The organism is Oscillatoria salina IIICB1 (assembly GCF_020144665.1).
Lineage (GTDB): Bacteria > Cyanobacteriota > Cyanobacteriia > Cyanobacteriales > SIO1D9 > IIICB1.
Genome location: NZ_JAAHBQ010000104.1, coordinates 1 through 13,940, shown reverse-complemented (window position 1 = coordinate 13,940; position 13,940 = coordinate 1). Strand labels below are relative to the sequence as shown.

13 protein-coding genes are annotated in these 13,940 nt (G+C 41.8%); 6 read left to right on the top strand and 7 right to left on the bottom strand.

Features of this window, described 5'->3' with window-relative positions; all coding sequences use genetic code 11:
* Positions 1-385 (top strand): retroviral-like aspartic protease family protein (locus G3T18_RS22380; protein ID WP_224412815.1); only part of this gene is annotated, 385 nt, incomplete at its 5' end.
* Positions 386-404: 19 nt separating this feature from the next.
* On the opposite strand, the gene G3T18_RS22375 is transcribed toward G3T18_RS22380, so the two are convergent.
* From G3T18_RS22375 to G3T18_RS22365, 3 genes are all read right to left on the bottom strand, one after another.
* Entirely contained in the window at positions 405-713 is a 309-nt protein-coding gene (locus tag G3T18_RS22375; protein WP_224412814.1) for a type II toxin-antitoxin system RelE family toxin, read from the bottom strand.
* 52 nt (positions 714-765) lie between these two features.
* Complete coding sequence (locus G3T18_RS22370) at positions 766-1,032, bottom strand: type II toxin-antitoxin system Phd/YefM family antitoxin (RefSeq protein ID WP_224412813.1); 267 nt, start codon at positions 1,030-1,032, stop codon at positions 766-768.
* A 183-nt stretch (positions 1,033-1,215) separates the two neighbouring features.
* A complete protein-coding gene (locus G3T18_RS22365; RefSeq protein ID WP_224412812.1) occupies positions 1,216-2,943 on the bottom strand; it encodes a succinate dehydrogenase/fumarate reductase flavoprotein subunit in 1,728 nt (575 codons plus the stop codon).
* A gap of 187 nt (positions 2,944-3,130) precedes the next feature.
* On the opposite strand from G3T18_RS22365, the gene G3T18_RS22360 reads away from it, so the two are divergent.
* Positions 3,131-3,697, top strand: a complete 567-nt coding sequence (locus G3T18_RS22360; RefSeq protein ID WP_224412811.1) for a DUF924 family protein — start codon at positions 3,131-3,133, stop codon at positions 3,695-3,697.
* A 35-nt stretch (positions 3,698-3,732) separates the two neighbouring features.
* The gene (locus tag G3T18_RS22355; protein WP_224412810.1) at positions 3,733-5,436 is read left to right on the top strand and encodes an ABC-ATPase domain-containing protein; all 1,704 of its coding nucleotides are present in this window, start codon (positions 3,733-3,735) and stop codon (positions 5,434-5,436) included.
* Between the two features lie 73 nt (positions 5,437-5,509).
* Here G3T18_RS22355 and G3T18_RS22350 read toward each other — a convergent pair whose 3' ends face one another.
* Entirely contained in the window at positions 5,510-5,704 is a 195-nt protein-coding gene (locus tag G3T18_RS22350) for a DUF4278 domain-containing protein (protein WP_224412809.1), read from the bottom strand.
* Positions 5,705-5,917: 213 nt separating this feature from the next.
* Here G3T18_RS22350 and G3T18_RS22345 point away from each other — a divergent pair, with 213 nt between their 5' ends.
* Together G3T18_RS22345 and G3T18_RS22340 are read left to right on the top strand one after the other, a co-directional pair.
* Positions 5,918-7,231, top strand: a complete 1,314-nt coding sequence (locus tag G3T18_RS22345; protein WP_224412808.1) for an aspartate aminotransferase family protein — start codon at positions 5,918-5,920, stop codon at positions 7,229-7,231.
* A 54-nt stretch (positions 7,232-7,285) separates the two neighbouring features.
* Entirely contained in the window at positions 7,286-7,630 is a 345-nt protein-coding gene (locus tag G3T18_RS22340) for a zinc ribbon domain-containing protein (protein ID WP_224412807.1), read from the top strand.
* Here the strand turns inward: G3T18_RS22340 and nblS are convergent.
* The 3 genes from nblS to G3T18_RS22325 form a co-directional block, all read right to left on the bottom strand.
* A complete protein-coding gene (nblS, locus tag G3T18_RS22335; RefSeq protein WP_224412816.1) occupies positions 7,595-9,511 on the bottom strand; it encodes a two-component system sensor histidine kinase NblS in 1,917 nt (638 codons plus the stop codon). The two genes, G3T18_RS22340 and nblS, sit on opposite strands and share 36 nt — an antisense overlap.
* A 185-nt stretch (positions 9,512-9,696) precedes the next feature.
* On the bottom strand, positions 9,697-10,977 hold the full coding sequence (purD, locus tag G3T18_RS22330; protein ID WP_224412806.1) for a phosphoribosylamine--glycine ligase: 1,281 nt from the start codon (positions 10,975-10,977) through the stop codon (positions 9,697-9,699).
* Positions 10,978-11,080: 103 nt separating this feature from the next.
* Complete coding sequence (locus G3T18_RS22325; RefSeq protein ID WP_224412805.1) at positions 11,081-12,505, bottom strand: FAD-binding domain-containing protein; 1,425 nt, start codon at positions 12,503-12,505, stop codon at positions 11,081-11,083.
* Positions 12,506-12,803: 298 nt separating this feature from the next.
* Here G3T18_RS22325 and G3T18_RS22320 point away from each other — a divergent pair, with 298 nt between their 5' ends.
* Positions 12,804-13,799 (top strand): permease, encoded by a 996-nt coding sequence (locus G3T18_RS22320; protein WP_224412804.1) that lies wholly within the window; start codon positions 12,804-12,806, stop codon positions 13,797-13,799.
* Positions 13,800-13,940 lie beyond the last annotated feature (141 nt).

The following is a 13,940-nucleotide window of genomic DNA, read 5'->3' as shown; positions in this document are numbered from 1 at the left end:
ATTAACTAATGCGATCGATGAAGCGTTAATTCGTCGCGGTTTGCTTGCTCCAAGATTGCTGCGATCGCTCTCGACTCAAGCACTTGTTGATACGGGTGCAGTTTATTTAGTTATTCCTGCTACCATAGCCCAACAATTGGGCTTGGAAATTTTAGGTCAGCAAGGTGTAAAATATGCCGATGGCAGAGTAGAAACTGTCGGCTTGACTGAACCTTTAAAAATTGAGTGTGAAGGGCGTGAAACTACAGAAGATGCAGTCGTAACTGGCGATGAAGTGTTAATTGGTCAAGTGGTATTAGAAAAGTTAGATTTGCTTGTAGATTGTAAAAATCAGCGCTTGATACCCAATCCTGCTAATCCCGATCGTCCGGTATTTCGAGTTTAGCTATTAGTGCGATCGCGGTTTACTCTTCTTCTAGCAAACGCCCTACTACCTCGTAAACATCTTGGCGAGATCCTTCTTGACGCATTCCTACGCCAATTATTACGACAATTATTCGATTTTTATCAATACGATAAATAATCCGATAACGTTGACCAACAGCCCTAACACTGCGATAACCTTTAAATTGTCCAGTTAAGGGTTTACCTTGTTTTTCTGGCTCTTGTTTAAGTTTCTCAATTTTTTTGCGAAGTAATTTTTGTTCGCGTTGGTCTTTGATTTTTGCTAACAATTTAATCGCCAGAGGAATAATTTCAATTTCGTAATCCATCTCTCCATTTTTATCGAATTACCTGAGTTTTTCAAACAATTATTATTAATAATCATTCCCAACCTAGCTGTTTTTTTGCTTCTTCCCAACTAACTGTTTTTCCTTCTCTATCTTCTTTAATTCCTTTTTTTAATTGATTGGCAAATTCTTCATCAGCTAGAATATTGATAGTTTCTATTAAAGATTCATATTGTTCGTACCTAAGAGCCACCATTACAGGTTTTCCCTGGTCAGTAATAATTATTGGTTCGTTATCTAACTTTTCGGGTAGTTCGAGAAGTCTTTGTCTTTCGGAAGCAAGATTAATAAATTCAGACATTTTTGATTATCTTCAAGGAAACAGTAAATAATATTTTATCATACCTTTTCAATAAGTATCGAATTCATCTAATTTAAATCAGCTAATTTTTGAGTAAAAAAGCTTATCAAAATTGAAGTTTAAATTGTCTTGGAGAGACGTAGATTTCTACGTCTCCATCAGGCTAATTATTACTTTCTAGCCCTAATATTTCCTTTCTTTTGGCTCAAAACGATTGATGACTACTGATACATAATTAATATCAATGCCAGCAGGGGAATGATAAGCAAAAGTATGCTTGAGAAACTTATCGTCGTCACGTTGAGGATAATCTTCTCTGGAATGTGCGCCGCGACTTTCTTGGCGGTTGAGGGCGGAAGCAAGAATGATTTCACCGACGATAAATAAGTTACGCAATTCGAGGGCTTCAATTAATTCAGTGTTCCAACAATTGTCGCGATCGTCGAGGTAAATATTAGCAAATTGTTGCTTTAATTCTTGCAGTTTTGCTAATCCTTCTCTCATCGTTGTTTCGGTACGGAAAACGCCGCAATATTGCGTCAGACAATCTTGAAATTGTTGGCGTAATTGAGCGAGACGCATCGTTCCTTTTTGCTCGAAAAGACTTTGGATGCGAGATCGATTAATCTGAAGATAGTTTTCGGGATCGAGTTCGGGTAGTTTGCGGTTTTGGATGTATTGGGCGATCGCTGCACCGACTCTTCTCCCATAAACTACACATTCTAGCAACGAATTACTTCCTAGCCGATTTGCCCCATGTACTGAAACGCAAGCGCATTCTCCCGCAGCAAAGAAACCTGTAACTAAATTATCTCCACTTCGTCTTACCTGTCCGTCAGTGTTTACAGGTATGCCACCCATAGAATAATGGGCTGTAGGACGTACTGGCATCGGTTCGTGTACCGCATCAACTCCTACCAGTCGGTGGGCTTCTTCCCAACAAAAGGGAACTCGACTCATAATTTTTTCTTTACCCATGTGGCGCAAATCCAGGAATACACAAGGACCACCCGCTTTACCATCGGGATAGACACCTCGCCCAGCCCTAATTTCCAACGTTATCGCCCTAGAAGTAATATCGCGAGGTGCAAGTTCCATTTGTTTGGGGGCGTAGTTTTCCATGAAGCGCGAACCTTCGCTATTAATTAAATACGCCCCTTCACCGCGAACTGCTTCGGAAATTAATACGCCTACGGGATACAAACCTGTCGGGTGAAATTGGACAAATTCCATGTCTTCTAAAGGTAAACCTGCCGCAGCCGACATTGCTAAACCGTCGCCTGTGGAAGCGAAATCGTTGGATGTGGTATTGAAAACTCGACCATAACCCCCAGTAGCAAACATGACTGCTTTCGCCCGGACAACTTCGATATGTCCGTCGAGAATGCGATACATGACGATACCTTTCGCCTCGTTTTCTTCGAGGATTAGTTGCATCACGTACCACTCATCGTAAACTTGGACTTGGTTGCGGTGGAGGTTGTTAACCAGTTCGTGTAAAATCGCGTGACCTGTTTTATCGGCGGCGTAGCAGGTGCGTTTGTGGGAGTGTCCCCCAAAGGCGCGTTGGGCGATTTTGCCGTCAGGGAGGCGGGAAAATAATACGCCCATGTGTTCGAGGTCGATGATTACGTCTGGGGCTGATTTGGTCAGGATTTCTACTGCGTCTTGGTCGGCTAAATAGTCTGAACCTTTGACTGTATCGAAGGCGTGGGCTTCCCAGCTATCTTGGGGATCGACGTTTTTTAGGGTTGCGGCTATTCCTCCTTGGGCGGCGACGGAGTGGGAACGGATGGGGTGGGTTTTGGCGATGAGGGCGACATCGATGTTCGGGTCGCTACGTTTGATTTCTAGGGCGGCGCGACATCCGGCTAATCCACCGCCGACTATGATTACGTGGTGTTCTAACATCTCGTTTGGGTTTTTGTTGCTTTTTTACTATGGTGACTTTGTTTCGCGCCAAGACGCAAAGGCGCAAAGATAATTGTTCATTTTTGGGTCAAAAAGAGTTTGGGCAAATGACGAAAATTTGTTGACAAATGGCTAAAAAGGTGTTATTCTTAAAATGGGAAATAGTGGCTGCCCTATAGGGGGACTTATGGAAGAAATACTAGAATTTTGGTTTGGTAAAGCGGGTGAGGAGGGTTATGGAAAGCAGCGTCAAGAATGGTTTGTGAAGAAAGATGAATTCGACCGAGAAGTGCGATCGCGTTTCCTCGATACTTACGATCGAGCAGCCGCAGGGGAATTAGATGAGTGGAAAAATAACCCTGACAGTTGTTTAGCGTTAATTATTGTCTTAGATCAGTTTTCTCGAAATATGTTTCGCGGTCAACCCCAAGCCTTTGCTACTGACGAAAAAGCCTTAGAGTTAGCAAAATATGCAGTAAGTAAAGGTTACGACAAGGAATTATTACCAGTACAGCGTTGGTTTATTTATCTTCCCTTTGAACATAGCGAGAAACTGGCAGATCAAGAAAGATGTTTAGAATTATTTTCTAGTTTAGAATCAGACCCCGAAAGTGCAAGTAGCATCGACTACGCAAAAAGACATTATCAAGTCATTAAACGATTTGGGCGCTTTCCTCACCGAAATTCTATTTTAGGTAGAAAAAGTACGAAGGAAGAGATAGAATTTCTGCAACAACCTGGTTCTAGCTTTTAAAATAACCTTGGCGTTTTGGTACAGAAAATCAATTTATGTCTAATCGAGAAAAACTTCGTTCCCTACTTTTAAATTTAGATAATCGTAGCTACAAAGCCTACAAAGATATCAAAGGAAGTTACAACTTTCCTGACTTTACTTTAATTATCGACCATGTACAAGGAGATCCTTTTGCGGCACCGAGTAAAGTCCGAGTCAAAATACCGCAAGCAATTGCAGGTTTTCCCGAACAACTGTATAATTCCTTGAGTCGAGAAATTGGCTTAAGAGATTATTTGATTCGTCAATTTGACCAGATGGCGAGAGAAATTAGCGGTAAACGAGGAACCGGAAAAAGTGGTTTAATTGCGATTACTCGTTACGGACAAGAAATCTTAGAAAGGACTGCGGCTTTTGTTAGTAAAAAAGAAGTAGAAGTTCGTTTTGTTGTTGGTTTACCAGCCCAAGGAAGAAGGATTTTAGGTCGTCAAGCAGCAGCGATGTTATGTGAAGATATTCCGGAAATTGTCGCAGCAGCTTTATTATATGATTCCTTAGATAAATCAGCGATTCAAAAGCAAGTTGAAACGGTGGAAGATGCAGACTGGTTGCGTCAACAATTAGCGGAAAATAATTTAGTCGCTTTTGTCGCTGATGGGGCAATTTTACCACGGCGTAGCGGTGTAGACGATCGCCCGTTACAAGACGAAGCAATTCCCTTTCAGTCACCAGAATCTTTGCGAGTTGAATTTGCTTGTCCGAATCGAGGTAAAATAACTGGTATGGGCATTCCGGCGGGAATTAATTTAATTGTCGGTGGCGGATATCACGGAAAATCTACTTTATTGAAAGCGATAGAAGTCGGAGTTTATAATCATCTTCCCGGAGATGGGAGAGAATTTGTCGTTACTAATCCGGCGGCGGTTAAAATTAGGGCAGAAGATGGACGGAGTATTGCTGGTGTGGATATTTCTCCGTTTATCAATCAATTACCACAAGGACGTTCAACAACTAATTTTACAACTCCAAATGCTAGCGGAAGTACATCCCAAGCAGCAAATATTATCGAAGCTTTAGAAGCAGGGGCAAAATTATTATTAGTTGACGAAGATACCGCCGCAACTAATTTTATGATCCGCGATCGCCGGATGCAACAGCTTATCTCGAAGGATAAAGAACCAATTACGCCCTTTATCGATAAAATTCAGCAATTATACGCCGATTATGGCGTTTCGACAATTTTAGTTATGGGTGGTAGTGGAGATTATTTCGATGTCGCTGATACTGTCATCGCTATGGATAATTTTCAACCCCACGATGTGACTGCAAAAGCGAAAGCAATTGCTCGAGAATATGTTACCGAACGTAGTGCCGAAGGAGGCAGAAAATTTGGTAAAATAACCTCGCGTATACCTTTACCAGAAAGTATTGACCCCAGTCGGGGACGGAGGGCGGTAAAAGTAAAAGTACGCGACGTTGATGAAGTAGCTTTTGGTACAGAAGATATCGATTTAACCGCAGTAGAACAAATAGTAGATTCGGGACAATTGCGCGCGATCGCGGCGGCGATCGTCTATGCTAAACAAAGATATATCGATCGCCAAAACGATCTTCCCACAATCTTAGATTTGACGATCGGCGATTTGGAAAATGAAGGATTAGATGTAATTACTGACTATCCTCAAGGAGATTTGGCTTATTTCCGTCGTTTTGAATTAGCGGCTGCTTTGAATCGCTTGCGCACCTTAGCTGTAAAATAATTTAAAAGGTGTTTTCTTGTGGGTATTTAGTCTAATTTGTATCGAGGGCTAAATCCCCACATTCAACAAAAATTTACTTAAAAATTGATGGTGATTGAAAATAATTAATCCCGCGATACTTTAATTTGATAATTGGTAGCGATGGCATTGATAAACGTTGACGAGCTTGATAAGATGTTCCTCGATAAGTGAGTAAAATATCGCTTTCTGGAGTCTGATAAGCAACAGATTGCCAAGGTAAACCAAGGCTGCGAGAAGAGAGACACATGATTTTTCTAATTTAGTCAGTTGACACTTTTAATTGTTACTCTTGATTTGTCAGTCTCAAGTGAGATGAATCAGGAAAAAACTAGAATTTGGTCAAGAAAAATTGTGCGTTCAGTCAACCAGAAAAGTGAGATAATATTAACGATCGAGTGACGCGCATCACTGCTGAAAATTTAGTGGCGATCGCGAGATGGGAAGATCGGGAGTAAAAACTGTGGCAAATCAACTCGAAGCCTTTTGGATGCCATTTACTGCTAACAGGCAGTTTAAAGCAAAACCGCGTCTCTTGGTAGGCGCAAAAGAGATGTATTATACTACCGTTGATGGTCGAGAAATACTTGACGGAACGGCAGGTTTATGGTGTGTAAATGCAGGTCACTGTCGCCCGAAAATTGTCGCCGCAATTCAGCAACAAGTCGCTAAATTAGATTATGCACCACCGTTTCAAATGGGACATCCTGGTGCATTTGAACTAGCAGAAAGATTGATTAAAATGGTTCCGGGAGACTTCGATCGCGTTTTTTATGGCAACTCCGGTTCCGAAGCGGTAGAATCAGCATTGAAGATCGCGATCGCCTATCATCGCGTGAAAGGAGAAGGAACTCGTCAGCGTTTAATTGGTAGAGAAAGAGGCTATCATGGCGTAGGTTTTGGCGGGATTTCTGTCGGTGGAATTGCTAACAATCGCAAATTTTTTGGTAGTTTAATTACCGGAGTCGATCATCTTCCCCACACCCACAATTTAGAACATAATGCTTTTACTCGCGGACAACCTCAATGGGGAAGTCATTTAGCCGACGAATTAGAAAGAATTGTTACTTTACACGACGCTTCAACAATTGCGGCGGTTATTGTAGAACCAGTGGCAGGTTCTACCGGTGTCTTAATTCCCCCAGTTGGTTACTTAAAAAGATTGCGAGAAATTTGCGACAAATACGGCATTTTGTTAATTTTTGATGAAGTAATTACCGGGTTTGGACGACTAGGAAAAAGCTTTGCTAGCGAATATTTTGGCGTAATTCCCGATCTGATTACCGTCGCAAAAGGGCTTACCAACGGCACAATTCCAATGGGAGCAGTTTTTGTCAAAAAAGGTATTTACGATACCTTTATGGACGCAGCAGCAGAAAATGCGATTGAATTATTTCATGGGTACACCTATTCCGGACATCCCGTAGCTTGTGCCGCAGCAATGGCAACTTTAGATGTTTACGAAGAAGAAGGTTTATTTGCTCGTGCTGATAGTTTAGCTAATTATTGGCAAGAAGCAGTTCATTCGTTACGCGATTTACCTCAGATAATTGACTTAAGGAACATTGGTTTAGTAGCAGGAATAGAATTAGAATCCATACCAGGAAAACCCGGTATGAGAGGAAGGGAATGTTTACAACGTTGCTACGAACAAGGATTATTAATTCGCGTAACAGGCGATATTATTGCCCTCTCGCCACCGTTGATAATTAGTAAAGAACAAATTGAGCAAATGTTTGAGATTTTAGCGAAAGTTTTGCGAGAATTAGACCAGTAGGGGCAATCCCCCTGTGGTTGCCCCTAGCTTAAGAAAGATGATTCATTAGTAGTAATGCCTGATTGTCCCCATTGTCAACAACCCGTAGACGTTGAGGCAGTTACTTGTCCTCATTGTCGTGCTATTCTCAAAGCTTACGGTCATCCTGGTATTCCCTTACATCAAGCGACAGCAGGAGACTATTTATGCGATCGCTGCGTCTATCATGAGGATGACACTTGTAACTTTCCCCAACGTCCCTATGCGAAAACTTGTACCTTATTTCGCGATCGCCACGAACCCCTGGAGTTAACTCCACCTCGCTATAATCCTGGATTCAAATTGTGGTTTAAACGAAATCTAGGTATCTTACTTTTAGTCAGTTTAATTCTCGTCAGTATCTTGATAGCTTTGAATTAATTCTTCACTATAAACTGGCAAATCGAACCAAAAAGTCGTTCCTATTCCTACTTCACTGACCAAATGGACAGTGGTATTATGCTTTTCGATAATATTGCGAACAATTGAAAGTCCCAAACCCGTTCCTTCTAAAGTATGAACGCGATTTTCTACCCGGAAAAAACGGTCAAAAATTGCTTCTTGGTCTTCTTTATCAATCCCAATCCCTGTATCAGAAACTTCAATTCGTACCTTTTCAATTTCTTCTAAAGGATAGGGTGTAGATTCGAGATTATAAGCGCGAATAGTAATTTTTCCTCCGGCTTTAGTGAACTTCAAAGAATTACCAACCAAGTTAGCTAAAACTTGCAACAATAGGTCATAATGACCGACAACAGGAGGCAGATTTGGTTCAATTTCCTGACTTAATTCAATTCCTTTATCTTTAGCATTCAATTGATAAGTACGCAGAGTTTGTTCCGCCGTTTGCAGCAAATCTACCGCCCCTAAAACATAGGTTCGATTTGATTCGAGACGAGATAAATCCAAAACATCATTAACCAAACGAGTTAAGCGATCGGTTTCGTGGTTAGCCGTATCGAGAAATTCTCGTCTTTCTGCTTCGCTAAGGTCTTCGCCGTATTCGTAAAGAGTTTCAATAAAAGATTTAATATTAAATAAAGGCGTTCTTAACTCGTGGGAAACATTACTAATAAATTGGCTTTTTGCTTCATTTAATTCAACTTCGCGAGTAATATCTTGTACTGTCATTGCGATTCCTTTAATTGTTTCGGTTCTTTGATCGAGAACTTTAATTAAGAGAATGCGGACAGTACGTTGAGTAGGTTCAGTTAAAGTGAGGCGAAACTCCCCAATTTCCGGAAGACGCGAATGAGTTTTAACTGCTTCATCGCTAGGAAAATCTCCTTTCTCTTCGGCAATAGTTTCGCTAGTGGCAATTTGATAAAGAGGTTTAGTCAGTTTAACTGTCAAAGCTGCGGGTAAGTGATGGAGGACATTTTCGCCAACTACTGGTAAACCTTCCCAACCAAAAATCCTTTGTGCGGTAGGATTAACTAAAATTACGTGCAAATCTGTATCCAGCAGTACAGCGCCATCAGCAATCGTAGACATTAAAGTTTCCAGTTTGGCTTTTTCGGCAGTTAGTTCTTCGATATTTTGTTCTTCGTATCTTTCCAACCGTTCTGCCATTTCATTAAAGCTAGAAATTAGTTCGCCGAGTTCTCCTTTAAAAGGCAAATCGATGCGCTGTTTAAAATTGCCAGCCGCGATGTTTTTTACACCCAAAAGTAGCTCTTTAATCGGTCTAGTAATTGTCAAAGCGTTAAATACCGCTCCCAAAATGACCATCGCCCAAATCGAGATGAAAACAGCGATCGTGACATCTCTAGTTAAGTGTGAGGAAGCAACAACAGTTGGGTTAGCATTAATGCCGATCGCTAAAACTCCCCAATATTTTCCTTGGTAGTTGAGGGGGACAAAAACATCGGTAACTTGTCCGTCAGGAGTGAGATGCTGGCGCACTAAAGGTAACTCAGAATATTGAGCATAACTTTCTGGTAATTGAATGCGCCGTTCGATTGTCAAGGAGTTTTGTACTTCTTCTTCCGAATAGGGAATCCCGTAGAAAATTTTGCCCGACTCATCGGCATAGATCATATAGCGGACGCTAGAGGTACTGCTGTAAAAGCGATTGGTAAAACGAGCCACCTCAGTTAAATTGCCTTCAGCGATCGCTGGAGCGACGTTCGCTGCAAGTAAAAGCCCTAAATCGCTGCCAAAGCGAGTATCGTTCATCCGTGCATCTTGTTGAATCGTATTGACAGCCCAAAATGTCAGACCGCTCATTAATAAGGAAACAACTAACGTAGCTGCTGCCATCAATCGTGTCTGAAGGGTAAATTCGCTCCACCAACGAGCGATCGCTTCTCGGATACTTTTGAATAGATTCAGCAAGGTAGATTCGCCAATCAAAAGAGAATACAACAGTCTCGAGGTAAATAAGCTGACTCAAGAAGACAGATTATTTAATCAATGCGTCTACCAATATAGTCGATCGTTTGCGACTAACTAGCAAGAAAGTTAGCACTCACCAGTCGATGACCGATATCGCGTCGGTAGTAAATGCCTTCAAATTGAATCTTTTCGATTCCTTGATAAGCTTTGGTTTTAGCTACGCTAAAGTTTTCGCCGACTGCGGTAACATTGAGAACTCTACCGCCATCGGTAACGAGTTGTTGTTGTTTGAGTTTGGTTCCCGCATGAAAGACGATCGCGCCAAAGTTTTCTGCTTGTTCGATTCCGGCGATCGCTAGTCCTTTTTGGTATTTGCCTGGGTATCCTGGGGAGGAAGCGACGACGGTAATCGCGCTACCTTGCTTCCAAGCGATGGGGGGCTGTTCGGCTAGTTTCCCTTCGCAACAAGCGATAAACAGTTGTTCTAAGGGCGTGTCGAGCAAGGGTAATATTGCTTGGGTTTCGGGATCGCCGAAGCGACAGTTAAATTCCAATACTTTTGGCGTTCCTTCTGGGGTAATCATCAATCCGGCGTAAAGTACGCCTCGGTAGTCAATTCCTCGTTGCACCAAAGCTTCAACTGTGGGCTGAAGAATTTCTCGTTCGATGCGAGACATTAATTCTGGAGTTACAATCGGCGCAGGGGCATAAGCGCCCATTCCCCCAGTATTTTCTCCGGTATCTCCTTCGCCAATGCGTTTGTGATCTTGGGCGGGAAGTAAGGGACGAACGGTTTTTCCGTCGGTTAAGGCGAGTACAGAAACTTCTTGACCTGTCAAATATTCTTCCACCAGTACCTTGCTAAAGCCTTTTTGGAATAAAGAGGCGATCGCGGTTGTTGCTTCGGGAACTGTTTGGGCAACGATCACTCCTTTTCCGGCGGCTAAACCGTCTGCTTTAATGACGATCGGCGCACCTTGTTTTTCCACATAAGCGATCGCTGTTTCTGCTTCAGCAAACATTTCTGCTTTGGGAGTCGGAACATTTGCCGACAACATTAGTTCTTTTGCCCAAGATTTACTCGCTTCAATTTGCGCCCCGGCTTTGTTTGGACCAAATACCATCACGTTTAAATCTTTGAGGTAATCGGCGATTCCCATTGACAGGGGAAGTTCCGGACCGACAACGACTAAAGGAATGCCGTGTACTTCCAAAAACCGAGATATTCCTTCAAAATCATCTACTCGTAAGGGTAAATTTTTACAACCCTTCATTACTGCTGTACCGCCATTACCAGGGACACAATAGACCCCGGTAATGCGCTTAGATTGTAGCAATTTCCATGCTAGGGCGTGTTCGCGACCACCACTGCCGACTACCAAAACCTTCACGTTAGTTTTGCACTCCAGTAGTTATTTTCACTGATAAACAAATGTTTTTCATTATCCCACAATCTTATCGGGAATTGAGATTGGATCTCACAGATGAAGCTGTCTAGTTGTTTTTTACCTGTTGATAGCGCTGTTTAAATTCTTTTTGCTGTTGTTTATGATTCACTATTGGTTGGGGATAGCCGCAGCGATCGCGATCTTCGGCTGCTATTTTCCCCGTAACTAGACATTCTGTGTCTACTGAACTTAATTCTGGTAGCCACTGACGGATATACTCGGCTTCGGGGTCATATTTTTGGGTTTGGGAATAAGGGTTAAAAATTCTTAAGGGTTTGGGGTCCATTCCCGATGACGCACTCCATTGCCAACCACCGTTATTAGCGGCTAAATCCCCATCAAAAAGTCTCTGCATAAAGTATTTTTCGCCCCACTGCCAGTTGATAATCAAGTCTTTGGTTAAAAAACTCGCAACAATCATTCGACAACGGTTGTGCATCCAACCAACGGTATTTAGCTGGCGCATGGCGGCATCGACAATCGGATAACCTGTTTTTCCTTCGCACCAAGCTTGAAAGTATTTTTCGGAGTTATCCCAAGGAAAATCTTGCCAGTATTCTCGATAGGGTCCCTCGGCGAGTTGGGGAAAGAAATAGATCGCGTGTTGGTAAAATTCTCGCCAAGCTAATTCTTTTTGCCAGGTTTCGATACTCGCTTTGGTTTCGTCGCTACGACTTTGGTTGTAAGCTTCTTGTGAGGCTTCCCAAACGGTGCGAATGCCGATCGCGCCAAATTTTAAGGCGGCGCTGAGTCTGGATGTACCATCTACATAGGGAAAGTCTCGCTGTTGCTGGTATTCGCCGATTGTTTTGTCACAAAATTCTCTCAGTCTGGCTTGGGCTGCTTTCTCTCCTGGTTGTAGCAGCAATTCGTTATCCCAAACATAGCCTAAATCTTGGGCGGAAGGTAGCGATCGCGCTTTGACTATTTCTCTTTCTTTTTCTGTCAAACCCTTGACATTTTCTAATTTTTGTGCATGAGATTTTTTCGGCTGACTGTACCAATTTTTCCAGAAAGGTGTATAAACCGTGTAAGGTTTGTTACTCGATTTAGTCAGAATTTCCCCAGGAGGGTGAAGTAATTGATCCCAGAAGTTTTCGACGGCAATTCCTTTTGCTGTGAGGGCTTCTTTAACTTGGCGATCGCGTTTTTTGGCATAAGGTTCTACATCCCAATTCCAATATACAGCTTTGGCGTTCGCTGCTACTGCTAGATCGGGTATTTCTTGGCTTGGTTTCCCTTGTAAAATTAATAATTGACTGCCGGCTTGCTGATAGCTTGACTGTAATTCAGACAAACAACCAAGTAGATATTTAACTCTTGCTGGCGCCACGTCATCTGCTTCTAAAATACCAGGATCGAGACAAAAAACACCTACTATTTTATTAGTTTTTTTTCGTGCTTCTGCTAGTCCAATATTATCGCTAATTCGTAAATCTCGCCGATGCCAAAATAAAATTAATTCAGACATAAATTAAATTCAGACAGTAGTTATTTTTCTATGATAGCTATTTGAAGCTGTATTTTTTTTAATTGACCATTTGCCAAATTTATTTTTCCAGATCGAGGAAAAATCGGGATTAATTCTCTCACCACAAAAAGTAGCAGTGAAAGCTACAGCCACAATTCGATCTCGATCTCCCCAAAAAATGAGCCAATTGTTCAGGAGTTTTCTCGTGGTATTATTAGTTTCAACTGTTGTTTCTCTTTACCAAGCCCTATTTTCACTGAGAAGATTAGATAATGAGTGAGTTAACCCTGAATGACTAATGACTAATGTATTTACCTTATTTTTAAGTTTGTTGTTTGAGGCGATTCCTTTTTTGTTACTCGGGATTATTGTCTCTAGTTTCCTGTTAGTATTTGCTAGCGATCGCGTAATTTCTGCGCGTCTACCAAACCATCCGCTTTGGGGTGCAATTTTTGGTAGTTGCTTAGGTTTGATTTTACCAGTATGCGAGTATGGTAACATACCCGTAGCAAGGCGAATGCTTTTACAACAAGTTCCTACACCGATAGTAATTGGTTTTTTACTTGGCGCTCCAACCATTAATCCGATTACAATTTGGGTAACTTGGATTGCATTTAGCGATCGCCTAGATATCGTGGTTTTGCGAGTAGTTTTAGTATTGATTATTGCAGCGATCGCGGGTTGGGTTTTTCACGCGCAACCCGATCGCGAATCTCTTCTCCGACGCTGGCTGATGTTACCTCATCCTAGACAAAATTTATCTTCTTCACAAGCTATTTGGCAACAGCAACGACGAGATTTACTTCATTCGGGAACTTTTTTACTTTCACCTCTCCAAACTCACCAGCCAAATCTAGTTATCTCTACAACTAAATATACACTCCTCGGACGACTGAGTTTAGTCTTAGATAATATTGTCCTCGAATTACGACAGTTAGGAATTTTCTTAGTTTGCGGTTGCGCGATCGCTGCTATTTTACAAGTTATTATCCCTCGTTATCAACTCCTCAATCTCGGAGTTGGTTCGATTTCGGCTGTTTTGGTGATGATGTTGCTAGGAATGTTAGTTTCTACTTCTGCAACTATTGACGCTTTCTTTATCCGTGCTTTTAGTTCGAGCTTTTCTAGCGGTGCTTTACTAGCTTATCTGATCTTTGGCGCAATTGCTGACTTGAAAAGCTTAAGCTTGATTTTTTCGGTGTTTCGTCCCCGCGCTGCCCTTTACTTACTACTTTTAGCCGCAGAGTTAACCTTTTTGTTAACTTCCTTTATCAATCTTAAAATTAGTTATTAAAGATCGGGGAGCTGCGATCGCTAATGCCGACAATTTCCCTCTTAACTAACTGAAATTATTGCTAAATTAAGCAAAATTAACTTAAGTTCGCGATAATTATAGTAAATACCTAACTAATCGTAAAGTTTATTTACTAAGAGG